The organism is Streptomyces muensis, assembly GCF_021474425.1.
Taxonomy (GTDB): Bacteria; Actinomycetota; Actinomycetes; order Streptomycetales; family Streptomycetaceae; genus Streptomyces; species Streptomyces muensis.
This window is the reverse complement of sequence record NZ_JAKEIP010000073.1, coordinates 1-26058: the sequence shown is the minus strand read 5'-3', so window position 1 is coordinate 26058 and position 26058 is coordinate 1. Positions and strand designations below refer to the sequence as shown.

Annotated in this window: 23 protein-coding genes; 12 read left to right on the top strand and 11 right to left on the bottom strand. The window is 69.2% G+C overall.

What is annotated here, in order from left to right:
• Positions 1-219 precede the first annotated feature (219 nt).
• The 3 genes from L0P92_RS19250 (at position 220) to L0P92_RS19240 (ending at position 3531) form a co-directional block, all read left to right on the top strand.
• Complete coding sequence (locus tag L0P92_RS19250; protein ID WP_234763988.1) at positions 220-1575, top strand: NsdA family TPR-like regulatory protein; 1356 nt, start codon at positions 220-222, stop codon at positions 1573-1575.
• 1 nt (position 1576) lies between these two features.
• Positions 1577-2107: an NUDIX domain-containing protein gene (locus tag L0P92_RS19245; RefSeq protein WP_234764000.1), complete on the top strand. Its 531-nt coding sequence runs from the start codon at positions 1577-1579 to the stop codon at positions 2105-2107.
• 332 nt (positions 2108-2439) lie between these two features.
• Positions 2440-3531, top strand: coding sequence for a hypothetical protein (locus L0P92_RS19240; protein ID WP_234763987.1), 1092 nt, complete (start codon positions 2440-2442; stop codon positions 3529-3531).
• A 319-nt stretch (positions 3532-3850) separates the two neighbouring features.
• On the opposite strand, the gene L0P92_RS19235 is transcribed toward L0P92_RS19240, so the two are convergent.
• Positions 3851-4822, bottom strand: coding sequence for a pirin family protein (locus L0P92_RS19235; RefSeq protein WP_234763986.1), 972 nt, complete (start codon positions 4820-4822; stop codon positions 3851-3853).
• 113 nt (positions 4823-4935) lie between these two features.
• On the bottom strand, positions 4936-5403 hold the full coding sequence (locus L0P92_RS19230) for an SseB family protein (protein WP_234763985.1): 468 nt from the start codon (positions 5401-5403) through the stop codon (positions 4936-4938).
• A 131-nt stretch (positions 5404-5534) separates the two neighbouring features.
• On the opposite strand from L0P92_RS19230, the gene L0P92_RS19225 reads away from it, so the two are divergent.
• The 4 genes from L0P92_RS19225 (at position 5535) to L0P92_RS19210 (ending at position 10069) form a co-directional block, all read left to right on the top strand.
• Positions 5535-6374: an intradiol ring-cleavage dioxygenase gene (locus L0P92_RS19225; protein WP_234763984.1), complete on the top strand. Its 840-nt coding sequence runs from the start codon at positions 5535-5537 to the stop codon at positions 6372-6374.
• Between the two features lie 131 nt (positions 6375-6505).
• Positions 6506-8332, top strand: a complete 1827-nt coding sequence (locus tag L0P92_RS19220; protein WP_234763982.1) for an acyl-CoA dehydrogenase — start codon at positions 6506-6508, stop codon at positions 8330-8332.
• Between the two features lie 123 nt (positions 8333-8455).
• On the top strand, positions 8456-9754 hold the full coding sequence (locus tag L0P92_RS19215; RefSeq protein WP_234763980.1) for a M18 family aminopeptidase: 1299 nt from the start codon (positions 8456-8458) through the stop codon (positions 9752-9754).
• A gap of 60 nt (positions 9755-9814) precedes the next feature.
• Positions 9815-10069 (top strand): DUF6458 family protein, encoded by a 255-nt coding sequence (locus tag L0P92_RS19210; RefSeq protein ID WP_234763979.1) that lies wholly within the window; start codon positions 9815-9817, stop codon positions 10067-10069.
• Between the two features lie 64 nt (positions 10070-10133).
• Here the strand turns inward: L0P92_RS19210 and L0P92_RS19205 are convergent, their stop codons facing one another.
• Entirely contained in the window at positions 10134-10520 is a 387-nt protein-coding gene (locus L0P92_RS19205) for a cupin domain-containing protein (protein WP_234763977.1), read from the bottom strand.
• 52 nt (positions 10521-10572) lie between these two features.
• On the opposite strand from L0P92_RS19205, the gene L0P92_RS19200 reads away from it, so the two are divergent.
• Both L0P92_RS19200 and L0P92_RS19195 read left to right on the top strand, forming a co-directional pair.
• Entirely contained in the window at positions 10573-11577 is a 1005-nt protein-coding gene (locus L0P92_RS19200) for a helix-turn-helix domain-containing protein (protein WP_234763976.1), read from the top strand.
• A complete protein-coding gene (locus tag L0P92_RS19195; RefSeq protein WP_234763975.1) occupies positions 11574-12074 on the top strand; it encodes an LURP-one-related/scramblase family protein in 501 nt (166 codons plus the stop codon). The genes L0P92_RS19200 and L0P92_RS19195 overlap by 4 nt, the downstream gene beginning before the upstream one ends.
• 61 nt (positions 12075-12135) lie before the next feature.
• On the opposite strand, the gene L0P92_RS19190 is transcribed toward L0P92_RS19195, so the two are convergent.
• On the bottom strand, positions 12136-12936 hold the full coding sequence (locus L0P92_RS19190) for a carbon-nitrogen family hydrolase (protein ID WP_234763972.1): 801 nt from the start codon (positions 12934-12936) through the stop codon (positions 12136-12138).
• A gap of 194 nt (positions 12937-13130) precedes the next feature.
• On the opposite strand from L0P92_RS19190, the gene L0P92_RS19185 reads away from it, so the two are divergent.
• A complete protein-coding gene (locus L0P92_RS19185; RefSeq protein ID WP_234763971.1) occupies positions 13131-13955 on the top strand; it encodes a maleylpyruvate isomerase family mycothiol-dependent enzyme in 825 nt (274 codons plus the stop codon).
• A 155-nt stretch (positions 13956-14110) separates the two neighbouring features.
• Here L0P92_RS19185 and L0P92_RS19180 read toward each other — a convergent pair whose 3' ends face one another.
• The gene (locus L0P92_RS19180; protein ID WP_234763970.1) at positions 14111-15406 is read right to left on the bottom strand and encodes an MFS transporter; all 1296 of its coding nucleotides are present in this window, start codon (positions 15404-15406) and stop codon (positions 14111-14113) included.
• A complete protein-coding gene (locus L0P92_RS19175; RefSeq protein ID WP_234763969.1) occupies positions 15403-16065 on the bottom strand; it encodes a GntR family transcriptional regulator in 663 nt (220 codons plus the stop codon). The genes L0P92_RS19180 and L0P92_RS19175 overlap by 4 nt, the downstream gene beginning before the upstream one ends.
• 250 nt (positions 16066-16315) lie before the next feature.
• On the opposite strand from L0P92_RS19175, the gene L0P92_RS19170 reads away from it, so the two are divergent.
• On the top strand, positions 16316-17191 hold the full coding sequence (locus L0P92_RS19170; RefSeq protein WP_234763968.1) for a D-alanyl-D-alanine carboxypeptidase family protein: 876 nt from the start codon (positions 16316-16318) through the stop codon (positions 17189-17191).
• 117 nt (positions 17192-17308) lie between these two features.
• On the opposite strand, the gene L0P92_RS19165 is transcribed toward L0P92_RS19170, so the two are convergent.
• The 4 genes from L0P92_RS19165 to L0P92_RS19150 all read right to left on the bottom strand — a co-directional run bounded on the left by L0P92_RS19165 (position 17309) and on the right by L0P92_RS19150 (position 22921).
• Complete coding sequence (locus L0P92_RS19165) at positions 17309-18727, bottom strand: dihydrolipoamide acetyltransferase family protein (RefSeq protein WP_234763967.1); 1419 nt, start codon at positions 18725-18727, stop codon at positions 17309-17311.
• A 10-nt stretch (positions 18728-18737) separates the two neighbouring features.
• The gene (locus L0P92_RS19160; protein ID WP_234763966.1) at positions 18738-19715 is read right to left on the bottom strand and encodes an alpha-ketoacid dehydrogenase subunit beta; all 978 of its coding nucleotides are present in this window, start codon (positions 19713-19715) and stop codon (positions 18738-18740) included.
• Between the two features lies 1 nt (position 19716).
• Complete coding sequence (pdhA, locus tag L0P92_RS19155) at positions 19717-20919, bottom strand: pyruvate dehydrogenase (acetyl-transferring) E1 component subunit alpha (protein ID WP_234763965.1); 1203 nt, start codon at positions 20917-20919, stop codon at positions 19717-19719.
• A gap of 436 nt (positions 20920-21355) precedes the next feature.
• A complete protein-coding gene (locus L0P92_RS19150; protein WP_234763964.1) occupies positions 21356-22921 on the bottom strand; it encodes a protein kinase domain-containing protein in 1566 nt (521 codons plus the stop codon).
• 351 nt (positions 22922-23272) lie between these two features.
• Between L0P92_RS19150 and L0P92_RS19145 the strand changes: the two genes are divergently transcribed.
• Positions 23273-24922, top strand: a complete 1650-nt coding sequence (locus tag L0P92_RS19145; RefSeq protein ID WP_234763963.1) for a protein kinase domain-containing protein — start codon at positions 23273-23275, stop codon at positions 24920-24922.
• 98 nt (positions 24923-25020) lie between these two features.
• On the opposite strand, the gene L0P92_RS19140 is transcribed toward L0P92_RS19145, so the two are convergent.
• A complete protein-coding gene (locus L0P92_RS19140; protein WP_030050626.1) occupies positions 25021-25554 on the bottom strand; it encodes a bacterial proteasome activator family protein in 534 nt (177 codons plus the stop codon).
• Between the last annotated feature and the right edge of the window lie 504 nt (positions 25555-26058).

Here is a 26058-nt window from a genome sequence, read left to right as displayed (position 1 = left end):
TCTCCGTCTCTGATTGGCCGGGTTCGGGCACAGGAATGCCCGAACCTGGAGTGGGCGTACGGAACTTCGGGGTGCCGCCAGGGCCAAGGGGGAGCCTGGATCACGGTTGCGCCGTTCCGGGCGGCTGCTGATAAGTGAACCGGTGGTCACGCTCAGTGGGTACGGTGGAAGGCAGTTGAAGCGGTATACGCGGTTTACAGCTCCGGAGTGGAGGCGATCGTGGCAGCGCAGAGAGCACCCAACTCCCGTCTGCGCGACGTCATCGCGGCGGTCGACTGCACCTACGAGGCCCTCGCCAGAGACGTGCGGCGCATCGCGGCCGAGAACGGCGAGATCCTCCAGACCAACAAGTCGGCCATCTCGCACTGGGTGAACGGCACCCGCGCCCCGTCGGGCCGGGTAGGTCAGTACCTCGCCGAAGCTCTGTCCCGCCGAGCGGGGCGCACGGTCACCCAGACCGAGATCGGCCTCCAGTCCGGTGATGACGACGAGCCGGCGGAATCCGACCCCGTCCTCGCGGTCACCGACCTGGGCCGGGCCGACGTCGAGCGCCGCCGCTTCCTCGCCATCGCGGCCTTCACCACCGCTGGCGTCGCCATGCCGCTCGGATACGACCACGAGGCCACCGCCCGCATGCTCAGCGTCCGCATGGGCACGTCCCTAGTCGGCGCGGAGGACGTGGACGTCGTACGGCAGATCACAGCAGCCTTCAGCGCGGCCGACGAGCGCCTCGGCGGCGGGCACGGCCTGACCACGGTCACCGCGTACCTCGCTGACACCGCCGCTCCCATGCTGCGCGGACGCTTCCCCAGCGAAGCCTTACGTCGGGCCGCCTTCGGCGCCGTCGCCGAACTCGCCTACCTCGCAGGGTGGAAGCACCACGACCTCGGCCAGGAAGGCGCCGCCCAGCGCTACTACCAGGTCGGCTACAAGCTCGCCTGCGAAGCCGACCCCCACGGCCACGCCGCCTGGATGATGCGCACCCTCGCCCACCAGGCCCTGAGCCTCAAACAGCCCCACCACTGCGTCGACCTCGTCGAAGGCGCCCTACGCGCAGGTCTCGGCCACGTCGACGGCCAGACCGAGGCTCTCCTCCACATCACCCACGCCCGCGCCTATGCCGCCGTGAACGAGAACCTCCTGGCGGCACGCGCCCTGCTCGCTGCCGAAGACGCCCTCCTACGAGACGACGGTCCCCAACCCAGCTACTCCCGTGTGAGCGGTCCCGCCGCCGGCACCGTGGCCAGCCACACCGCTCGCACCCTGACCGACCTCGCCGACCACATCGGCACCGAACAGCAGCACCGGGACGCTCTCACCCGCTGGGATCCCGCGAAGTACAAGCGCGTCCACGCCCTCACCCACGCCGACCTCGGCGACAGCCTCGCCGCCCAGGCCCGCGCCGACGAGGCCGTCGCCGCCTGGACCCAAGCCCTGGTCCTCATGGAGGGCATGACCTCCGACCGCACCCGTAAGGCGATCACCTCGATCCGCTCCACCCTCGCGGTCTACCAGCGCCGCCGCGTCCCCGGCGCCGCCGATCTCGCCCGCCACGCCCGCGAAGCCCTCGCCTAACCTGCCCGACAACCCGCCCGACGAAGGGAACACCGTGACCCAGCAGACCGACGACCAGCCGAAGGCCCTCAAGCCGGCGCTCGAATCCATGACCCTGCTGGTCGCCGCAGTCATCGTCCACGACAAGGCCACCAACCGCGTCGTCCTCCTCCAGCGCAGCGAGAACGCCAAGTTCGCCCAGGGCATGTGGGACCTCCCGGTCGGCAAGAGCGATCCGGGCGAGCCCATCACCGAAACCGCAGTCCGCGAGCTCTACGAGGAGACCGGCCTAACCGTGAAGCCCGAGTCCCTCAAGGTCGCCCACATCATCCACGGCGCCTGGGGCGTCGAAGCCCCCAACGGCTTCCTCACGGTCGTCTTCGCCGCCCACGAATGGACCGGCGAACCCGAAAACCGCGAACCCCGCAAGCACTCCCAGGTCCGCTGGGTCAATGCCAACGCCATCCCCGAGAACTTCGTGGAAACCACCTCAAGCGCCCTCCACCGCTACCTCGCGGGAGGCCCGGACGTCTCCGTGGATGGCTGGCGATAGAAAGGTGCAGCGCCCAGTGAGGGCTGAAGTGGCCAGATTTGGACCCTTTCACTTCTATGCGGCCGCGGCCGCTCTAGCCATTTTTCGGGGCTCCGACAGTACTGCCACAGCTGAGACTTCCGTCGTATGCTTTGCGAGTGACACTGCCAAATTGCGAACCCTCCCCTATCTCGATCAACACCATGCGGGCAACTTTCGCCGTGCGCTGGTCCCCTGGCATGTCAGCCGGAGAGCATATTTCCGCATCAGTAGGAAGCGCTCTGGGTGGGGAACTAGTCGCCGCTCGTGTAGTCCTGCAAGTCATCAGGCCCGCAAATGGGAACCATGAAACCATGATGCTTTCCCATGTGGCGGAGATGGTCACCGGCAGCGGACCAATGCACCCATTGATTGCCGATCTGGCGACTGGCAGTTGGGACGAGCCACTTTGCCTCGCCACAGTCATGTGCGAGCTCCCAAGGGTCGCAGACGTAATTTGGGATTCTGCCGATGGCGAGCCCTTCACCGTCAGCTGCTCTGGGCTCAGCCGGATGGGGGACCTCGCTTTGGACCTCACCTCCGAAGCCATGAGAGTCATGCTGGACGCCACAGATTCCCCGGGCTCGGTAGGCCCTCTTTGCCGAGCCGACCTCGTGGGTGCAGGCGCATTCAGATTCGGCGTGGACCACGATCAGGAATATGTGCTACCGCTCCTACCCCATACGCCGATTGGAAGCTGGGGCACTAGCAGTCCCGGTCGCGAACTCACCGAAGAGGGCGGTGCCCTCTTCATTGCCGCTGAGGATTTCAGCAATTCGCTCTCAAATATTCGGCGACTCAGATCCTGGGACGCACGCTTCTCTCATCGACTTTCCCGGGGCGAGTGGGCCGAAGCTGTCGTCGCATACGAAGCTTCCCAGGAACAGCTCCTCTGGCATGTTTTCGAAGCTATCCTGATCGACCATAATTGGCGTCGGTCAGATTTTGAAACACAGGATCTCCCCGGCAACAGCAGCAGCGTACTCTCTGCCATCCAAGCCCATCTCGGCGGCTCTTCAAGGGTGTGGGAACCCACCAAGGACGCTTTTGCGAAAATCTGGAGAACCAGGAACGATGTAATCCACCGAAGCATCGAGGTGGATTCGAAGATTGTAACCGACCTAATGAGAGTAGGCCATCTAATTAAGGCCGCGATCGACGAACGCCTGAAGGATCCAAAGGTTGCCGCGCGCCACCCCTTGACTTCATGGCTTCACGTACCAAATGCCGACTTCCCGCTGGGACCCAAGATCGAGGAAGCAGCTCGCCGCCTCCTGTCAAGCACCAGAATCCTTGACACCAGGGAAGTTAATGACATGACAGGGCTGCCCGCATCTCTTAAGGCTGAAACTCCATATCGGAATTGCGCCGGGGGAAGTAAGAAGGATCAGTTGCTGAGTCGATGACAAGAAAGAAATAGTCGCTCGGCAGTTCACCAGGCACGAGGGGGCCCCGCAGCGCTTCATGACCCTGCGCGCCCCGTCGACTGCCTACGCAATCACCGGCCAGTACACGACAGTCCGCACACAGTCCGCAGGACACCCGATCAGGACCGTCGTGTCCCATCGCCAGCCATCAAGAAAAGGCCAGGTCAGCGGCCCGCAGGGAACAACCCCGCAGGTCACCGACCTGGCCCGTTACTAGGAGACCAAGACGGCGGCTTCGAGCGCGGACGAGCCTCACCCCTTTCCGGGTGGACTCGTCCGCATGCAGCCGTAGTGAGCCCTACAGTCCGCCCTCAGACATGCCGTGCACCGCCGGGATCGTGCCTAGGCGGCCCTTCTGGAAGTCCTCGAACGCCTGCTGGAGTTCCTCGCGGGTGTTCATGACGAAGGGACCGTAGTGGGCCATCGGCTCACGGATCGGCTGTCCGCCCAGCAGGACGACCTCCAGGTCCGGCGTGTGGGAGTCCTGCTGCTCATCCGCGCGGACCGTCAGCGAGGAGCCCGCGCCGAAGACGGCCGTCTGGCCGAGGTGGATCGGACGGCGTTCCGCGCCAACCGTGCCCTTGCCCGCCAGGACGTACGCGAGGCCATTGAAGTCCTCCCGCCAGGGAAGGGTGATCTCCGCGCCTGGGGCGAGGGTTGCGTGGATCATGGTGATCGGGGTGTGGGTGATGCCGGGACCCTGGTGGCCGTCCAGTTCGCCCGCGATGACGCGCAGGAGCGCGCCGCCGTCCGGGGTCGTCAGGAGCTGCACGTTGCCGCCGCGGATGTCCTGGTAGCGCGGCGCCATCATCTTGTCCCTGGCCGGGAGGTTCACCCACAGCTGGAGACCGTGGAAGAGACCGCCGGACATGACGAGGTGCTCCGGCGGCGCCTCAATGTGGAGGAGGCCCGAGCCGGCCGTCATCCACTGGGTGTCGCCGTTGGTGATGGTGCCGCCGCCGCCCTGGCTGTCCTGGTGGTCGAAGATGCCGTCGATGATGTAGGTGACGGTCTCGAAGCCGCGGTGCGGATGCCACGGCGTCCCTTTCGGCTCCCCGGGCTGATACTCCACTTCACCCATCTGGTCCATCATGATGAACGGGTCCAGATGGCGGTAGTTGATCCCGGCGAACGCACGGCGCACCGGGAAGCCCTCACCCTCGAAACCGCTCGGCGCGGTCGTGACGGCGAGCACGGGACGAGCCACTGCCTCCGCGGGCGCGGCGACACGGGGCAGCGTCAGCGGGTTCTCGACGGTCACTGCAGGCATGTCGGTACCTCCTTGTGCGGCCAGTTTAGTTGAGCATTGAACTTTCTGCCACCCCACAACAGAAGAAGCCCGGAGGGCATTCCCTCCGGGCTTCCCGGGCAGCTCACACGGCCTCAGCCGTACATTCTGCGCATCGCGAACTCCACCATCTGCTCCACGGCCTTCGCGTCGAAGACCATGCGGTGCTCGCCCTCCATGTCGAGGACGAAGCCGTAGCCGGTCGGCAGGAGGTCGATCACCTCGGCGCCCGTGATGACGAAGTACTTGGACTCCTTGCCCGCGTACCGGCGCAGTTCCTTCAGCGAGGTGAACATCGGGATCACCGGCTGCTGGGTGTTGTGCAGGGCGAGGAAGCCGGGGTTGTCGCCGCGCGGGCAGTAGACCTTCGACGTCGCGAAGACCTGCTGGAAGTCCTCGGCGGACATCTGCCCCGTGGTGAACGCCCGCACCGCGTCCGCGAGCGAGGGCGGGGACGGCTCGGGGTAGAGCGGCGGCTGCTGGCCGTACCCTCCGACACCGCCGGGCTGCTGCGGCGGGGCGTACTGCTGCTGTGCACCGACGTTCTGGTCGTAGCCGTACATGGGCGCAAGCGTACCGAGAGCGGGCGGGACGGCGGGCCGGTACCGGTGCGCCGGCACATCGACAGCGACTTGACAGCGACTCGACAGCCCGCGCGCTGGTTTCCGACAGATGCCGCTCCTAGCGTCTTTCCATGCACCCAGACCACACCGAAGCAGTCCACGAGCACGACCGTGGGCTCTCCTACGACCTTCCGGTCCTCGCCCGCCGCCGGATGATCCGGCTGATGGCCGGGGCGGGCCTGATCCCCCTGGTGGGCTGCACCTCGGACGAGGACACCTCCGCGTCCTCCACGGCCACCTCCTCCGCCGCCAAGGGCACCTCGCCCTCCCCGTCCGCCGAGTGCGCGACCATCCCGGACGAGACCGCCGGCCCCTTCCCCGGCGACGGCTCGAACGGCGTGAACGTCCTCAAGGAGAGCGGTGTCGTCCGCAGCGACATCACCAAGAGCTTCGGCGACTCCGCGGGCGGCACCGCCGAGGGCGTGCCCCTGACCGTCACGCTCACCGTCGTCGACGCCGCCTCCGGCTGCGGGACGCCGAAGAAGGGCGCCGCCGTCTACATCTGGCACTGCGACCGGGAGGGCAACTACTCCCTGTACTCGGACGGCGTCACGGACGAGAACTACCTGCGCGGCGTCCAGGAGACCGACGACAAGGGCCAGGTGACCTTCAAGAGCGTCTTCCCGGGCTGCTACCAGGGCCGCTGGCCGCACATCCACTTCGAGGTGTACGGCAGCCTGGCCGACGCCACGGCCGCCACCGCCATCACCAACACCTCACAGCTCGCCTTCCCCAAGGACGTCTGCGACACGGTGTACGCAACGGACGGATACGACCAGAGTGTGACGAATCTCGCCGAGCTGTCCCTGGAGACGGACGGCATCTTCAGCGACGGTTACGAGCAGCAGCTGGCGGCGACGAAGGGCGGCGTGGCCGACGGCTACACCGCGACGCTGACCGTTCCGGTGTGACCTGTCACAGATGACGGGATCGGGGTTGCGTCTTATTACTGGCGGGTAGCATCATCGTAGCTACTTGTTGGTACGTGAACTAGCGCGAGGAACCAAGTGCCTCGCCGATCCCTCTCTACGGAGCCGTGACCATGGGGCACTACAAGTCGAATCTCCGCGACATCGAGTTCAACCTCTTCGAAGTACTCGGGCGCGACAAGCTGTACGGCACCGGCCCGTTCGAGGAGATGGACACCGAGACCGCGAAAAGCATCCTCGAGGAGCTGACCCGCCTCGCCGAGAACGAGCTGGCGGAGTCCTTCGCGGACGCCGACCGCAACCCGCCGGTCTTCGACCCCGAGACGAACACCGCGCCGGTACCGGCGTCCTTCAAGAAGAGCTACAAGGCCTTCATGGACTCCGAGTACTGGCGGCTCGGCCTTCCCGAGGCCATCGGCGGCACCACCGCCCCGCCGTCGCTGATCTGGTCGTACGCGGAGCTGATCCTCGGCTCGAACCCGGCCGTGTGGATGTACTCCTCCGGCCCGGCGTTCGCCGGGATCCTCTACGACGAGGGCAACGACGTCCAGAAGAAGATCGCCCAGATCGCCGTAGAGCGGACCTGGGGCTCCACCATGGTCCTCACCGAGCCCGACGCGGGCTCCGACGTGGGCGCCGGGCGCACCAAGGCGGTCCAGCAGGAGGACGGCTCCTGGCACATCGAGGGCGTGAAGCGCTTCATCACCTCCGGTGAGCACGACATGGAGGAGAACATCCTCCACTACGTGCTCGCCCGCCCCGAGGGCCACGGCCCCGGCACCAAGGGCCTGTCCCTCTTCCTCGTCCCGAAGTACCTCTTCGACTTCGAGACCGGCGAGCTGGGTGAGCGCAACGGCGTCTACGCCACCAACGTCGAGCACAAGATGGGCCTGAAGGCCTCCAACACCTGCGAGATGACCTTCGGCGACCAGCACCCCGCCAAGGGCTGGCTGATCGGCGACAAGCACGACGGCATCCGCCAGATGTTCCGCATCATCGAGTTCGCCCGCATGATGGTCGGCACGAAGGCGATCTCCACGCTGTCGACGGGCTACCTGAACGCGCTGGAGTACGCCAAGGAGCGCGTCCAGGGTCCGGACCTCGCGAACTTCATGGACAAGACCGCGCCCAAGGTCACCATCACCCACCACCCGGACGTGCGCCGCTCGCTGATGACGCAGAAGGCGTACGCGGAGGGCATGCGCGCGCTGGTGCTGTACACGGCGTCCGTGCAGGACTCCATCGCGGTGAAGGAGGCGGCCGGCGAGGACGCCAAGACCGAGCACGCGCTGAACGACCTGCTCCTGCCGATCGTCAAGGGCTACGGCTCCGAGAAGGGCTACGAGCAGCTCGCCCAGTCGCTGCAGACCTTCGGCGGCTCCGGGTTCCTCCAGGAGTACCCGATCGAGCAGTACATCCGCGACGCCAAGATCGACACCCTGTACGAGGGCACCACCGCGATCCAGGGCCAGGACTTCTTCTTCCGGAAGATCGTCCGCAACCAGGGCGCGGCCCTGAACTCGCTCGCCGAGGACATCAAGAAGTTCCTGGCGCTCGGCGAGGGCGGCGAGGAACTGGCCGGCGCCCGCGAGCACCTCGCGAAGGCGGCCGTGGAGCTGGAGGCGATCGTCGGTCTGATGCTGACCGACCTCGCGGCCACCGAGCAGGACGTCAAGAACATCTACAAGGTGGGCCTGAACACCACCCGCCTGCTGCTGGCCTCCGGTGACGTCGTCGTCGGCTACCTGCTGCTCAAGGGTGCCGCGGTCGCCGCCGAGAAGCTCCCGACGGCCTCCGCCAAGGACAAGGCGTTCTACACCGGCAAGATCGCGGCGGCGAAGTTCTTCGCGGCCAACGTCCTGCCGGGCGTGACCGGCGCGCGCAAGCTCGCCGAGGGCATCGACCTGGACCTGATGGAGCTGGACGAGGCCGCGTTCTAGCAGCCCGTTCCGGACCCTCCTACCGGTCCGTTCCCGGCACTCACGGACAATCCACATCGCCCTTACGAGGGCCCGCTCCCCTTCACCGGGAGCGGGCCCTCGTACGTCGTTAAGGTGAACCCCATGAGCGAACCCCCCCGCTTCGACCGCGGCCACACCGACGACCTCATGTCCTTCCTGGCGGCGAGCCCGTCGCCGTACCACGCCGTGGCGAACACCGCCGAGCGGCTGGAGAAGGCCGGCTTCCGGCAGGTCGCGGAGACGGACGCCTGGGACGGGTCGAGCGGCGGCAAGTACGTGCTGCGCGGTGGCGCGATCGTGGCCTGGTACGTCCCCGAGGGCGCGGCGCCCCACACGCCGTTCCGGATCGTCGGCGCGCACACGGACTCCCCCAACCTGCGTGTGAAGCCGCTGCCGGACGCCGGTGCGCACGGCTGGCGGCAGGTGGCCGTGGAGATCTACGGCGGCCCCCTGCTCAACTCCTGGCTCGACCGCGACCTGGGCCTGGCCGGCCGGCTGACCCTGCGGGACGGCGCGACCCGGCTGGTGAACGTGGACCGCCCGCTGCTGCGCGTCCCCCAACTCGCCATCCACCTGGACCGTTCCGTGTCGGCGGAGGGCCTCAAGCTCGACAAGCAGCGCCACCTCCAGCCCATCTGGGGCCTGGGCAACGACGTCCGGGACGGCGACCTGATCGCCTTCCTGGAGGAGACGGCCGGCCTGCCCGCGGGCGAGGTCACCGGCTGGGACCTCATGGTCCACTCCGTGGAGCCGCCGGCGTACCTGGGCCGGGACAAGGAGCTGGTCGCGGGCCCGCGCATGGACAACCTGCTCTCGGTGCACGCGGGCGTGGCGGCGCTGACCGCGGCGGCGGCCTCGGGCGCGGCCCTGCCCTCCATCCCGGTGCTGGCCGCCTTCGACCACGAGGAGAACGGCTCGCAGAGCGACACCGGCGCGGACGGGCCGCTGCTGGGCGGCGTCCTGGAGCGTTCGGTGTTCGCGCGCGGAGGATCGTACGAGGACAAGGCACGCGCCTTCGCGGGCACGGTCTGTCTCTCCTCCGACACCGGCCACGCGGTCCACCCCAACTACGCCGAGCGCCACGACCCGACGCACCACCCGCGGGTCAACGGCGGCCCGATCCTCAAGGTCAACGTCAACAACCGCTACGCGACCGACGGTTCCGGCCGGGCGGTCTGGGCGGCGGCCTGCGAGAAGGCGAACGTCCCCTTCCAGTCCTTCGTCTCCAACAACTCGATGCCCTGCGGCACCACGATCGGCCCGATCACCGCGGCCCGCCACGGCATCAAGACCGTCGACATCGGCGTGGCGATCCTCTCGATGCACAGCGCCCGCGAGTTGTGCGGCACGGACGACCCGCATCTGCTGGCGAACTCCCTGGTGGCGTTCCTGGAGGGGTAGCCCCGGACCACCGGGGTACCCGCCTCCGACCGGAACCACCGGACCAGGGAGGCGACACCTATGGGCCTCGGCGGATGCATCATCCTCATCGCCGCGGGAGCCATCCTCACGTTCGCGACCGACTGGGACATGGAGGGAGTCAATCTCGACCTGGTCGGCATCATCCTGATGATCGTCGGACTGATCGGCGTCACGACGTTCAGCAGCATCGCCCGGCGCAGGCGGGTGGTGGTACCGCCCGCGACACCGGTGGTGGACGAAGAGGGCCACCACCACCGGCACCGGGACGGGTACAGCGACGGTTACGGGGTCTAGTGCCCCGGCAGGCAACGTTCGCCCGTCACGGCGGACGACACCGAGCCGCCCCGGGGAGTGACCGTCAGGTCAGCGCGTGCCCCGTCGTCGCGTCCACATGGGCCGGTACCTCGTCGTGGCGGTCGCCGACGCTCAGGGTGCCGGTGGGTTCGAAGACGAGGATGGCGGCGGGGGCGGGGGCGTACGGCTTGTGTTCGGTGCCTCGGGGGACGGTGAAGACGGAGCCCTTGGGGAGGACGACCGTGCGCTCGCCCTGTGCCTCCCGCAGGGAGATGTGCAGTTCGCCGTGGAGGACCAGGAAGAACTCGTCGGTGTCGTCGTGGACGTGCCAGACGTGGTCGCCGTCGACCTTGGCCACGCGCACGTCGTAGTCGTTGACGGCCGTCACGATGCGGGGGCTCCAGGTCTCCGTGAAGGAGGCGAGGGCGTCGTCGAGCGAGATGGGTTCCATGCGTTCATCGTGTGGGGTGACTCCGCGCCCCCGCGAGTGCTAGGAATCGCATATGGCGCAAGGATCCTCTCAGTCGGTGTGCACCCATCGCGTCGCCGTGATCGTCGATGAGGGCACCAACCCGTTCGAGGTCGGCGTCGCCACCGAGCTGTTCGGGCTGCCGAGGCCCGAGTTGGGGCTCGCCGGGCCGCTGTACGACGTGACGCTGTGCGCGCCCACCCGCGAGGTGCGGATGAACCACGGCTTCTTCACGCTGACCGGAGTGCCCGGCCTTGAGGCGGTGGACGAGGCGGACACCCTCGTCGTGCCCGGCCGCCCGGACAACGTCGTGCCGCGCGGCGCCGCCGTACTCGACGCCATCCGGCGCGCCCACGCGCGCGGGGCCCGCGTCATGAGCCTGTGCACCGGCAGCTTCGCGCTCGCCGAGGCCGGGCTGCTGGACGGGCGCCGTGCCACCACGCACTGGCGCTGGGCCGACACCTTCCGGGAGCTGCATCCCAGGGTGCTGCTGGAACCGGACGTGCTCTTCGTCGACGAAGGCGACGTCCTGACCGCCGCGGGCAGCGCCGCCGCGCTCGACCTGTGCCTGTATGTCGTACGGCGCGACCATGGCGCGGAGGTCGCCAACGCCGTCTCCCGGCGGCTGGTGTTCGCCGCGCACCGGGACGGCGGGCAGAAGCAGTTCGTGGAGCGGCCGATGCCGGACGTGCCCGACGAGTCGCTGGCGCCGCTGCTGGCGTGGGCGCAGGAACGGCTGGGGGAGCCGCTGACGGTGACCGACCTGGCCGCGCGGGCGGCGGTGTCGCCGGCCACCCTGCACCGCCGCTTCCGGGCACAGCTGGGGACGACCCCGCTGGCCTGGCTGACCGGGGAGCGCGTGGCGCTGGCGTGCCGGCTGATCGAGCGCGGGGAGGAACGGCTGGACGTGGTGGCGGCCAGGAGCGGCCTGGGCACCGCGGCGAACCTCCGCGCGCGCGTGCGACGCGCGACCGGGGTCAGCCCGTCGGCCTACCGGCGGCGTTTCGGAGCGGGCCGCGGGGAACCCCTCGTGTCATGAGATTCCTCGTACGCGACCGGCTCCTCGGCTTCGGTGACGACTACTGGATCGAGGACGACCGGGGCAACAAGGTGTTCCTCGTCGACGGCAAGGCGATGCGGCTGCGGGACACCTTCGAGCTGAAGGACACCCAGGGGCGCGTCCTCATCGACATCCACCAGAAGATGCTCGCCCTGCGCGACACGATGGTGATCGAGCGGGACGGCCACCCGCTCGCCACGATCCGCCGCAAACGGCTGTCCCTGCTGCGCAACCACTACCGCGTGTCCCTCGCGGACGGCAGCACGGAACTCGACGTCAGCGGCAGGATCCTCGACCGGGAGTTCGCCGTCGAGTACGACGGCGAGCTGCTGGCCGTCGTCTCCCGCAGGTGGCTGCACGTACGGGAGACGTACGGCGTGGACGTCGTACGGGACGACGCCGACCCGGCGCTGCTGATCGCGGTCGCGGTGTGTGTGATCCACCTGGCGGAGAGGGAGCGGGGGGACGACGACTGAGGGGGCCACGGCCGAGCACCGGTCCTGGCCGGGCACCGATCACGGCCGAGGGCGAACGCGCTCAGCGGCGAGGCGGTGCCGCCACCCCCAGCACCCGGTCCTTGAGCGCCGGGAACTGATCCCGCGTCACCGCGGGCTTCCCCGGGTCGAACTCCACGGTGAGCACCTGCTCCCCCGCCCCGGCCTGCGCCAGCACCTCGCCCCACGGATCCACCACGATCGAGTGACCGGCCTGTGGAACTCCCGCGTGCGTCCCGGCCGTTCCACAGGCGAGCACGAACGCCTGGTTCTCCACCGCCCGCGCCTGAGCCAGTAGCGTCCAGTGCGCCCGGCGGCGCTCCGGCCAGCCCGCCGGGACGACGAAGGTCTCGGCGCCGGCGTCGACGAGGCCGCGGAACAACTCGGGGAATCGGAGGTCGTAACAGGTGGCCACGCCAACGGTGGTCTCGGGCAGCCGCACCGTCACCAGTTCCTCGCCCGCGCCCATCAGCACGGCCTCGCCCTTGTCGAAGCCGAACCGATGGATCTTGCGGTAGGCGGCGACCAGATCACCGGCAGGGGAGAAGACGAGGGAGGTGTTGTAGAGGGGCCCCTCGGGGTCACGCTCGGGGATCGAGCCCGCGTGCAGCCACACGCCCGCGTCGCTCGCGGCCTTCGCCATCGCCTCGTACGTCGGCCCTTCGAGCGGCTCGGCCTCGGAGGCGAACTCCTCGTAGGCGAAGGCGCCGGTGGTCCACAGCTCGGGCAGGACGACGAGGTCGGCGGACCCGGACTGTTCCCGGACGAGGGAGGCCACGCGCACCCGGCGCGATTCAATCGATTCGCCCTCGTTTACGTCGATCTGGAGCAAAGAGGCGCGCACACTACCACCGTCCTGGCATTCGAGCGGTCCACATGGGCTTCCACACGGGCCTACGATCGTCACACGAAAGCACTGCCGGGGTGCCTCACAGCAGCGTAACTTAGCGTTTCGAGACACCCGCCGACAGCCGCCACCTCCCACTGGCAACGCCGCCACAAACCGCCCGTGTACCGACCGCCGAGGGGTCCCGTTCCGTGAGTCTGCATCCCACCCTCCAGCCCTACGCCGACGCCTGGACCCACTCCATCGAAGCGATATCCGAGCTGGTGACGCCGCTTGTGGAGGGCGAGTGGAATCGACGCACGCCCTGCCCCGGCTGGTCGGTCCGTGACGTCGTGTCACATGTCATCGGCCTGGACTGCGAGATGCTCGGCGACCCGCGCCCCATCCACACCCTCCCGCGCGACCTCTTCCACGTCACCAACGACCACCAGCGGTACATGGAGATGCAGGTCGACGTCCGCCGCCACCACACGGCGCCGGAGATGACGTCCGAGCTGGAGTACACGGTCATCCGCCGCAACCGCCAGCTGCGCAACGAGTCCCGTGACCCCGGTACGAAGGTCCGCGGTCCGCTCGGCGCGGAGCTCACCCTCGAAGAGTCCATGCGGACGCACGCCTTCGACATCTGGGTCCACGAGCAGGACCTGCGGGCCGCCCTCGGCCGCCCCGGCAACCTCGACTCCCCCGGCGCACACGTGGCCCGTGACGTCCTGCTCTCCAAGCTGCCCGACATCGTCGCCGGCAAGGCCGACGCCCCGCGCAGCTCGGCGATCGTCTTCGACGTCCACGGCCCGATCGAGTTCCTCCGCACGATCCGCATCGACATCCAGGGCCGCGGCACCCTCGAAACGGCCCCCGCCCTGGGCCCCGCCGCCACCCTCACCCTCGACTGGGAGACCTACGTCCGCCTGGCCTGCGGCCGCGTCACCCCGGAAGCGGCGGCGGACCGGGTGAAGACAGAGGGCGACACGGACCTGACGACAGCGATCCTGCGAAACTTCACGGTGACGCCGTAGCTTCTAGCCTGTCTGGGGGTCCCCCCTCTGGGGGAGTTTGAGGACGAGGCCGTTCAGGCCGACGGGGGGTCTGGGGGCGCAGCCCTCAGGGATGGGACGGGTAGGGGCGGCGGGGGCGAGAAAAACCGCTGTCGCCCGCCACCCGGCCCCCGGGCTCACGCGGGAACGTGCACCGTCTCCACCCTGCTGGCGACCAGCCGTTCCCGCTCCCTGCGCGCCGCCCGCTTCCGCAGCCGCAGGATCTGGCTCACGCCCAGCGCCTGGAGGACGAACACGACCGAGAAGGCGACGGCGTAGTCGTCACCGGTCGCGTCCAGCAGCACGCCGATCGCGAACAGCGTCGTCATCGAGGCCACGAAGCCGCCCATGTTGGTGATGCCGGACGCCGTGCCCTGCCGCTCCGGCGGGTTCGCGGGCCGGGCGAAGTCGAAGCCGAGCATCGAGGCGGGGCCGCACGCCCCGAGCACCGAGCACAGCACGATGAGCAGCCACATCGGCGCGGTCTCCCCGGGCCAGGCCAGCGTCGTCGCCCAGAGCGCCGCGGTCGCGCCCACCGTGCCGAGCGCCAGCGGCAGCCGCGCCTCGTGGTGCCGGGCGACGACCTGGCCGTAGACGAGGCCCACGACCATGTTCGACAGGACGACGAGGGTGAGCAGTTCACCGGCCGTCGCCCGGGACAGCCCCTGCGCCTCCACCAGGAACGGCATCCCCCACAACAGCAGGAACACCATCGCCGGGAACTGCGTCGTGAAGTGCACCCACAGACCGAGGCGCGTGCCCGGCTCCCGCCAGGACGCGGCGATCTGACGTCGTACGTAGGCCGCGCCCTGGTGCGGCAGCGGCTCGGGGTCGTGGCCCTCGGGGTGGTCCTTCAGGAACAGCACCAGCAGGACGAACACCACGACGCCCGCGCCCGCGCTGCCGGCGAACGCGGCCGTCCAGCCCACCCCGTGCAGCAGCCGGGCCAGCACCAGCGTGGAGACGAGGTTGCCCGCCATGCCCGCGAGGCCGGCGAGCTGTGCGATCAGCGGGCCGCGGCGGGCCGGGAACCAGCGGCTGCCCAGCCGCAGCACGCTGATGAACGTCATCGCGTCGCCACAGCCCAGCAGGGCGCGCGAGGCGAGGGCCATGCCGTACGACGGTGAGAAGGCGAAGCCGAGTTGGCCCGCGGTGAACAGCAGCACGCCCAGGCCCAGCACCTTCTTGGTGCCGAGCCGGTCGACGAGCAGGCCGACGGGTATCTGCATGCCGGCGTAGACGAGCAGTTGGAGGATCGAGAACGTCGACAGGGCCGAGGCGTTCACGTCGAAGCGGTCTGCGGCGTCGAGGCCGGCGACGCCGAGGGACGTACGGAAGATGACGGCGACGAAGTAGACCGAGACGCCTATGCCCCAGACGGCGACGGCGCGGCGGCCGCCGGGAGGGTCGCCGGGCAGTGCGGTGGACCTCATCGCTCCTCACCCCGCGCGAGGTGCGAGAACCAGCCGATGTGCCGGTGGACCAGCCCGACGGCCGCCTCGGCGTCGGCGGAGCGCAGGGCCTGAAGGATCTCCTCGTGCTCGGCCAGGGTCTTGGCGATCCGGTCGGGGTGGGAGTGCAGTACGGCGACGCCCATGCGCAGTTGCCGGTCGCGGAGTTGGTCGTAGAGCCGGGACAGGATCTCGTTGCCGCCGCTGCGGACGATCTCGGCGTGGAAGCAGCGGTCGGTGACGGCGGCCCCGGCGAGGTCGCCGGCGGCGGCCTGGGCCTTCTGCTGGGTGAGCAGTTCCTCCAGGCGCTCGATGAGCCCGGGGGGCGCGGGGACGGCCTTGCGCGCCGCGTGCTCCTCGACGAGCATCCGGGTCTCCACGACGTCCTTGATCTCCTGTGCGGAGACCGGCAGGACCAGGGCGCCCTTCTTCGGGTAGAGCTTGATCAGCCCCTCGACCTCCAGCCGCAGCAGCGCCTCCCGTACCGGGGTGCGTGAGACGCCGACGGCCTCGGCGAGCTCGCCCTCGGTGAGGAGGGTCCCGCCCTCGTAACGGCGGTCCAGGACGCCCTGCTTGACGTGGGTGTAGACGCGGTCGGCGGCGGGTGGCTGCTTGAGGGGTGCGGGCGGGGCGGAAGGCATGCCCACAGCATAGATACAACACGTACGCAAGGCGGTGACCATTCCAGCATGCGGACCTCGCGGCGGAATCCGTGTGATCTGCGAGATCTTCCGGCAAAGAAGCGCCATCCACCCCACGTGCGGCACAACCTTCTGTGCTAATTACGTGTCACACACGTGCGGCCCCACTTTCTTTCCCCTCCCAACCGGCCGCACTTTCGGGGCATCAGACGTAATCGGGGTATTTCAGTTGATAAGTGCCATCAAGGGCATGCGTGTCCGTAGAGCCGCAGCGGTCGTGCTCACGACCGGCGCCGTCATCGCCTCCGGAGCGATCACCGCGGCGCCCGCGCAGGCCGTCACCACGCCCTCGATCAGCGCCAAGGGCGGGTTCCTGATGAACAGCGCGAACGGCAAGACGCTGTTCGCCAAGTCCGCCGACACCAAGAGGCTGACCGCCTCCACCACCAAGATCATGACCGCGAAGGTCGTGCTCTCGCAGTCGAACCTGAACCTGGACACCAAGGTCACCATCAGGAAGGAGGTCAGCAACTACATCGTCTCCAAGGGCGCCTCGTCGGCCAACCTGATCGTCGGCGACAAGGTCACCGTCCGTCAGCTGCTGTACGGGATGATGCTCAAGTCGGGCTGTGACGCCGCGATGACCCTCGCCGACAAGTTCGGTTCCGGCTCGACGGTCGCGGCCCGCACCAAGAACTTCATCGGCAAGATGAACACCATGGCCAAGAGCCTGGGCATGACGAACACGCACTTCGATTCGTTCGACGGCATAAGCAACGGCTCGAACTACTCGACGCCGCGCGACCTGACCAAGCTCGCCCGCAGCGCGATGAAGAGCTCCACGTTCAAGACCGTCGTGAAGACCAAGTCGTACACGGCGAAGACGATCACCAAGACCGGCGCCACCCGGACGATGGCCGCGTGGAAGAACACCAACACGCTGCTCGGCTGGAACGGCACGCTCGGCATCAAGACCGGCTCCGGCACCGAGGCCAAGTACTGCCTGGTCTTCGCGGCCACCAAGAGCGGCGAGTCGGTGATGGGCGCCGTCCTCACCGCGCCGAACGAGGCCAGCCGCACGACGGACGTGAAGAAGCTGATCAACTACGGCTACGCCAAGATCTGACGCCCGCTGAGGCTCACGCGGCTCACACGGCTCACGCGGCTCACGCCCGACGAAACGGGGCGGCCACTCGACAGTGGCCGCCCCTTTCGCTGCTTCCGCCTGACCCTTCCTACGGGCTCACGCCCAGGTGATCAGCCGCTTGGGCTGTTCAAGGATCGCCGCCACGTCCGCCAGGACCTTGGAGCCCAGCTCCCCGTCCACCAGCCGGTGGTCGAAGCTCAGCGCCAGCGTGGTGACCTGACGCGGCTTCACCTTGCCCTTGTGGACCCACGGCTGGAGCTTGATCGCGCCGACCGCGAGGATCGCGGACTCGCCGGGGTTGAGGATCGGGGTGCCGGTGTCGACGCCGAAGACGCCGACGTTGGTGATGGTGACCGTGCCGCCCTGCATCGCGGCCGGGGTGGTCCTGCCCTCCCGTGCCGTGGACACCAACTCGCCCAGCGACTCGGCCAGTTGCGGAAGCGTCTTGGCGTGGGCGTCCTTGATGTTCGGGACGATCAGACCGCGCGGGGTCGCCGCGGCGATGCCCAGGTTCACATAGTGCTTCTGCACGATCTCCTGGTTGGCCTCGTCCCAGGACGCGTTGACGTCCGGGTTCCGCTTGATCGCCACCAGCAGGGCCTTGGAGATCAGCAGCAACGGGTTCACCCGCAGGCCCGCGAACTCCTTGTCCTCCTTGAGCTCCTCGACCAGCTTCATCGTGCGCGTCACGTCCACCGTCACGAACTCCGTGACATGCGGCGCCGTGAACGCCGAGCCGACCATCGCGGCGGCCGTCGCCTTGCGCACGCCCTTGACCGGGATACGGGTCTCCCGGCCCGTGTCGTACGCGAGCACCGGCGCCGGGGCCGGGGCGGCGGGCGCGGCGAGCGGGCCGGCCTGCGGTGCCGGCTCGGCGGCCGGGGCCTCGGGGGCCACCGCCGCGTGCACGTCCTCGCGGGTGATGATGCCGTCGGGGCCGGTGGGCGTCACCGTGGTCAGGTCGACGCCCAGGTCCTTCGCCAGCTTGCGCACCGGAGGCTTGGCCAGCGGCCTAGGAGGCGTCACGGCCTCCGTGGGGCCGTGGCCGTTCAGCTCGGACTGCAGGGCCTGGGCCGCGGCCGCGGGCTCCTGGCGCGGGACGTCGGCTCCCTTGCGCGGGCGGCGCTTGGTGGAGGACGCGGCCACGCCGTAGCCGACCAGCACGGGCTGGCGGCCCTGGGGCTTGGCCTCCTCCGGCGCCGTCTCGGCGGGCGCCTCGGCCGGGGCCGGCGCCTCGGCGGCCGGTGCCGCCCCGCCCGCCAGGTCCACGGCGATGATCGCCGTACCGACGTCCACCGTGGTGCCCTCGGGGAAGTGCAGCTCGCGGACCACCCCGTCGTACGGGATGGGCAGCTCGACGGCCGCCTTGGCGGTCTCGACCTCGCACACCACCTGGCCGTCGGTGACCTTGTCACCGGGCTGGACGTACCACTTGAGGATCTCGGCCTCGGTGAGTCCCTCGCCCACGTCGGGCATCTTGAACTCGCGCACGGACGCTTCCGTCATCGTCGTCACGACCCTCTCCTCAGTACGCCAGGGCACGGTCGACGGCGTCGAGCACCCGGTCCAGGCCCGGCAGGTACTCCTCCTCCAGACGCGCCGGCGGGTACGGGGCGTGATAGCCGCCCACGCGCAGCACCGGGGCCTCCAGGTGGTAGAAGCAGCGCTCGGTGATCCGGGCGGCGATCTCCGCGCCCGAGCCGAAGAACACCGGGGCCTCGTGGACCACGACCAGACGGCGGGTCTTCTCGACGGAGGCCTGGATGGAGTCGAAGTCGATCGGGGAGACCGAGCGCAGGTCCAGGACCTCCAGGTTGCGGCCCTCCTCGGCGGCCGCGTCGGCGACCTCCTGGCAGAGCTTCACCATCGGGCCGTAGGCGGCCAGGGTGAGGTCGGTGCCCTCGCGGACGACCCGTGCCTTGTGCAGCGGACCGGGGATGGCTTCGGTGTTGACCTCGGCCTTGTCCCAGTAGCGCCGCTTGGGCTCGAAGAAGATCACCGGGTCGTCGCTCTGGATGGCCTGCTGCATCATCCAGTACGCGTCCGACGCGTTCGACGGGGAGACGACCTTCAGACCGGCCACGTGCGCGAAGAGCGACTCGGGGGACTCCGAGTGGTGCTCGACCGCGCCGATGCCGCCGCCGTAGGGGATCCGGACGACGACCGGGAGCTTGACCTTGCCCAGCGAGCGCGCGTGCATCTTCGCCAGCTGCGTGACGATCTGGTCGTACGCCGGGAAGACGAAGCCGTCGAACTGGATCTCCACGACCGGGCGGTAGCCGCGCAGGGCGAGACCGATCGCGGTGCCGACGATGCCGGACTCGGCGAGCGGGGTGTCGATGACCCGGCTCTCGCCGAAGTCCTTCTGCAGGCCGTCCGTCACCCGGAAGACACCGCCGAGCTTGCCGACGTCCTCGCCCATGACGAGGACCTTGGGGTCCGTGTCCAGCGCGCGGCGCAGCGACTCGTTGATCGCCTTGGCGAGAGCCATCTTCTCAGCCATCTCAGTGACCCCCCGAAACCGCGGCGGAGCCGCTATCAGATTCAGTCGCGAACGACGCCTGGTAGGCGGCGAACTGGGCGCGCTCCTCGTCGACGAGCGCATGCCCGTCCGCGTACACGTTCTCGAAGATGGCGAAGTGGTCCGGGTCCGGCATGGCGCGGACCGCTTCGCGCACTCGTTTGCCCAACGCCTCGCTCTCGGTCTCCAGTTCCGCGAAGAATCCGTCGTTCGCGTGGTTTGAAGCCTCGAGATAGGCGCGAAGGCGCAGGATCGGGTCCTTCGCCTCCCAGGCCTGACGCTCCTCGTCGCCGCGGTAGCGGGTGGGGTCGTCGGAGGTGGTGTGGGCGCCCATGCGGTACGTGTACGCCTCGACCAGCGTCGGTCCCTCGCCGGCGCGGGCGCGCTCCAGCGCCCACTTCGTCACGGCGAGGCACGCCAGGACGTCGTTGCCGTCGACGCGGACGCCGGGGAAGCCGTAGCCCTGTGCGCGCTGGTAGAGCGGCACCCGGGTCTGCTTCTCGGTCGGCTCGGAGATCGCCCACTGGTTGTTCTGGCAGAAGAACACGACCGGGGCGTTGTAGACCGCGGAGAAGGTGAAGGACTCGGCCACGTCACCCTGGCTGCTCGCGCCGTCGCCGAAGTAGGCGATGACCGCGCTGTCGGCGCCGTCCTTGGCGACGCCCATCGCGTAGCCGGTGGCGTGCAGCGTCTGGGAGCCGATGACGATCGTGTACAGCTGGAAGTTGTTGCTGTTGGGGTCCCAGCCGCCGTTGTTCACGCCGCGGAACATGCCGAGCAGGTTGGTCGGGTCGACCCCGCGGCACCAGGCGACGCCGTGCTCGCGGTAGGTCGGGAAGACGTAGTCGTCCTCGCGGGTGGCGCGGCCGGAGCCGATCTGGGCGGCCTCCTGGCCGAGCAGCGACGCCCACAGGCCCAGCTCGCCCTGGCGCTGCAGGGAGGTGGCCTCGGCGTCGAAGCGTCGGGTGAGCACCATGTCGCGGTAGAGGCCGCGGAGCTCTTCGGGGGTGATGCCGGCGACGTACTTGTCGTACTCGGCGTTCTTGACTCGCTTGCCCTCGGGCGTCAGCAGCTGTACGAGCTCGGGGTCCGTGCTCGGCGATTTCCTCGCGGTTGTCTTGCCGGCCGTGCTCTTGGTACCGGCGCTGCGTCGCGGCTTTCGCGCGGCAGTGCTCTCCACGGTCACGTGTGCTCCTCCGTCGGTCCGGCATCCCGGGTTCGCCGGGTGCCAGTGCGGCTCACCTGAAGCCCTACGGACGCACAGGGTGGGTGCGGCTCGTTGGGGGACAGGCGTGACAGGTGCCCCGGCGAGCGCCCTGCAAAAAGCACGTTACCCAGTGCTCCACATTTCTGTGAAACCCCTCCTGACCTGCGATTTTGCTTGGATTTCCAAGTAAATCGCGAAAGGCGGGAACAACTCCTGGTCACAGCCTTGCAGGGGGCCGGAACAACGGCACGTTATATCGGTGACCCAGGTCACGGGAAGAGTCGCCGGGGTCGAGATCGCCGGGGGAAGATCAACAGGGACGGCCGAGGGGAGATCGGAAACGGCACGCGCGCGTGCGTCCCGTTTCCGGGTCGCACGCGCGCGTGGGGGTCTCTCGCCGGTCAGCGGTCGGGGGTCAGCCGCCCCCGGTGCCGCCCGTGGGCAGCGTCGGCTGATCGGTCGGCTCATCGGTCGGATCCTCCGTCGGCTCCTCGGTGGGCTCCTCCGTGGGCTCCTCCGTCGGCTCGGCCGTGGTCGGGTCCTCGGTGGGCTCGTACGTCGGGTCCTCGGTCGGCTCGTACGTCGGGTCCTGCGTCGGCTGGTAGGTCGGGTCGGTGCCCGTGCCGCTGCCGTCGTCGGTGACCTCGTCCGTCGGCTCCTCGGTCGCCTCGTCCGTGGGCTCGTCGGTCGTCTTGTCCTCGGTGGTCTGGGACGTGGTCGGCGTCGGCGTGGTGTCGCCGCCACCGCCGCCACCGCCGCCGCCGTTCTGCAGCGCCAGCGCGACGCCCGCCGCAATCGCGATCACCGCGAAGACGGCCAGGATCCACAGCTTGCCGCGACCACCGCCCTTGTTGCCGTGGCCCTCGAAGCCGCCGTCGTCGCCACCGCCGCCGTACCTGTTCGGCAGGATCGGCTGCGGGATCTGCGTGGTGCCGGAGGCCGGGGTGCCCGGGTGCCCCATGACGGTCGTGTTCGCGAAGCCCGCGGACGGGGTGTGCCGGCCGTCGTGCATGGTCACCGGGCCGGTGTTCCAGGTGCCGGTGTGGCCGCCCTGGTCGTACAGCATCTGCAGGCCGTACTGGACCAAGCCGCGCATCTCCTCGGCGGTCTGGAACCGGTCGTCGGGCTCCTTGGCGAGCGAGCGCATGACCAGGCCGTCGAGCTCCGGCGGCACCGCGTCGGAGACCTCGGACGGCGGGGTCGGGATGTCCTGGACGTGCTGGTAGACCACCGACAGCGGGGTCTCGCCGGTGAACGGCGGGCGCAGCGCGAGGAGTTCGTACAGCAGGCAGCCCGTCGCGTACAGGTCGGAGCGGTGGTCGACGGCCTTGCCGAGCGCCTGCTCGGGCGAGAGGTACTGCGGGGTGCCCATGACCATGCCGGTCTGGGTCATCGTCGACTGCGCGCCGTGCAGGGCGCGCGCGATGCCGAAGTCCATCACCTTCACGGCACCGTTGTGCGTGATGATGACGTTGGCGGGCTTGATGTCGCGGTGCACGATGCCGTGCTGGTGCGAGTAGGCGAGCGCCTCCAGGACACCGGAGACGATGATCAGGGCCTGCTCGGGGCCGGGCGCCTCGGCATTGAGGAGGAGGTCGCGGATGGTGCGGCCCTCGACGATCTCCATCACGATGTACGGCACGCTGTGCGCGCCGACGACGTCCTCGCCGGAGTCGTACACGGCGACGATCGCGTGGTGGTTGAGGCCGGCCACCGACTGGGCCTCGCGCGTGAAGCGGGCCTTGGACACGGGGTCCTCGGCGAGGTCGGCGCGCAGCAGCTTGACCGCCACGGTGCGTCCGAGGCGCACGTCCTCGGCCGCGAACACCTCGGCCATGCCGCCTCGGCCGAGTCTGCGGGTCAGCCGATAACGGCCGTCCCCGACAAGTCCGCCATTACCCCACATCTCCGGCGCGTCTGACATACCGCCGCCAGCCGCCTCGGGGTCGGACGGGCCCTGAGCGCGCTGCTGCTGTGCCATCAGTCCTCGCCGTCGTTTCTGCCCGCGGTGCGCGCGGTGTTGTTACGGTCTCCGTCGGCCACGCTACAGCCTCCGCGCAAGCCGTCGGTCCGAGACGGCCGCCCCAACCGGAAGGAGACGGACCGGCCATCAAACCGGTACCCCGTCCACTCGTGCAAATTCTGTGCACCGGCCGTACGACCCTTGTAACGCTTCCGCGACGCCTGCTTCGCGTACGGTCACGGAACGGGCACCGCGCTTGACCTGTCAGTGCCGTGGGGCAGACTTGGCCGGGAATAGCACATTGGATCACTCGGGATCGCCGGTCCAGGGCAATCGCAGGCGCCCGAGAGGCAACGGGGGACGCAGAACATGAGCCAGGACGGCGCACAGGGCCGATACGCGGGGCGGGCGCTGGCCGGCGGCCGCTATCAGCTGCGCGACTTGCTCGGCGAGGGCGGCATGGCCTCGGTGCATCTCGCGTACGACTCCGTGCTCGACCGGCAGGTCGCGGTCAAGACCCTGCACACCGAGCTCGGCCGCGAGCAGGCGTTCCGCGAGCGCTTCCGCCGCGAGGCCCAGGCCGTGGCGAAGCTCACGCACACCAATATCGTCTCGGTCTTCGACACCGGCGAGGACGATGTCGACGGCATGACGACGCCGTACATCGTCATGGAGTACATCGAGGGCCGCCCGCTCAGCTCCGTCTTCGACGCGGACGTACGGCAGTTCGGCGCGATGCCCGCCGACAAGGCGCTGAAGATCACCGCGGATGTGCTCGCGGCGCTGGAGATCAGCCACGAGATGGGCCTGGTCCACCGGGACATCAAGCCGGGCAACGTGATGATGAACAAGCGCGGCGTCGTCAAGGTGATGGACTTCGGCATCGCGCGCGCCATGCAGTCCGGTGTGACGTCCATGACACAGACCGGCATGGTGGTCGGCACCCCGCAGTACCTCTCGCCGGAACAGGCCCTCGGCCGTGGCGTGGACGCCCGTTCCGACCTCTACTCGGTCGGCATCATGCTGTTCCAACTCGTCACCGGGCGGCTGCCGTTCGACGCCGACTCCCCGCTGGCCATCGCCTACGCGCATGTGCAGGAGGAGCCGGTGGCTCCGTCCTCCATCAACCGCGCCCTGCCACCGGCCGTGGACGCGCTGGTCGCCCGCGCCCTGAAGAAGAACCCGAACGAACGCTTCCCCAGCGCCGAGTCCATGCGCGACGAGTGTCTGCGCGTGGCCGCGTCCTTCCAGGCCGCCCCGCCCAGCATCGTGCCGGGCGCGCAGACGCAGCACGGCCAGGGTGTCGGCGCCTCGGTGTTCCCGCCGGTCGGCCAGACGCCGCCGCCCGCCGGCCCCGTCCAGACGCCGTACCCGCAGGCCCCGCAGACCCCGGCGCCGAACCCCTACGGCACGCCGCCGCCGTCTATGCCGTCGCCGTCGTACGGCTACCCGCAGCAGCCCGGCTACCAGACGCCGGCCCCGGCGTCGTACTCCGCGCAGCCGGGCCACGCGACGCCGCCGCCGTACACCATGTCGCCCCAGCGGCAGCCCGGTTCGGGCGGTGGCAGGAACAACCGGCCGGTGATCATCGGCTCGATCGTCGTGTCCGTCGTCGCGGTGGGCGGCCTGATCGCGGCCCTGACGCTGAACGGCGGCGGCACCGAGGACCCCGGCGGCAGCGGCGGCTCGACCGCCACGGCCTCGGAGACGAAGTCGAAGGCGCCCGGTTACCGGGCGGGGGACAGCGGTGACACGGTCGAGACGACCGAGTGCACCGAGCCGCGGGAGTCCTACCGCGACCCCGACCAGGTGCAGATGCCGGACTTCTCCTTCAAGTACTGGCCGTCCGTCGTCAAGTGCCTCGACGCCGCGGGCTGGGACTACAAGAAGGTCGACGTCGACGAGAACACGTTCGGCGACGGCACCATCATGCGGCAGTCGCCCTCGGCGCGTACGGACATGGACCCGGACGACCCGCCGGAGCTGGAGTTCCAGGTCTCCACGGGCAACCCGCAGTGATCGCGGCGCCAGTGATCGCGGAGAACTGAAAGGGCCCGGCAGCAGTGGCTGCCGGGCCCTTCACATGCACGTCGGACGTCTGGTGACTTACGGGTCTCTTACAGGTACGGCCCGCCCTGGCGGTGTTCGCCACCCTCCTCGTGACCGCCGACGCCCGGGGGAAGGGCGCGGCGCATCTGCTCCAGCTGGGCGCGCGCGGCCATCTGCTGGGCGAAGAGCGTGGTCTGGATGCCGTGGAAGAGGCCCTCCAGCCAGCCGACCAGCTGGGCCTGCGCGATCCGCAGTTCCGCGTCGCTCGGGGTCGCCTCGTCCGTGAACGGCAGCGAGAGCCGCTCCAGCTCCTCGACGAGCTCGGGGGCCAGGCCGTCCTCCAGTTCCTTCACGGAGCTGGCATGGATCTCCTTCAGCCGGACCCGGCTCGCCTCGTCCAGGGGAGCGACGCGCACCTCTTCGAGCAGCTGCTTGATCATGCTGCCGATCCGCATGACCTTCGCCGGCTGCTCGACCTGCTCCGTCACCGGGATCTCGCGGGAGTCCTCGTCTCCGTTGCCGCCGCTGAGCGCCATCCCGTCCTGGCCCACGACCAGGATCTGGGGGTTCTCGGACGACCTTTCGTTCCTCGGCATCTCCATGCCGCCATTCTCTCGCACCCGTACAGCTCATCATCGTGGTGCCCCCTGTGTGGGGTGATCCACCGTTTACGCCGGCGCGGATTCCGTGGGCCGCCGTGTCGGAGTGTCCGGGGCGTGCGCCGGGGTCGGTCGGGTGGCGCAGTTCGGAATGCCGGGTACGTCCTGTGCTGTGACGCTTGTTCCATGACTTCATGGCTGGCGGTGGTGCACGGGGGGCGGAGGCGGCCGCGCGCTGCCGACGGTGACCGGCGCGGCGTGTCGCCGGGGGCGCTGCGGACGGCCGGGACGCTGGGTGTGCTGGTGGCGGGGGTGACTCGAACCGGAACCCGAGCCGGAGCCGGAACCCGAGCCGGAGGAATTCTCGGAGTCCGCCGTAGGCAAACCCGTCGGCGCGTCCGGAGTCCGCGAAGCGGCCGGCGAGCCGGTCGAAGCCCCGGACGCGGTCGGCCCACGCGGTTCCTCGAAGCAGTACGCCGCCCCGGCCACCCCGTACGGCCCCAGGAC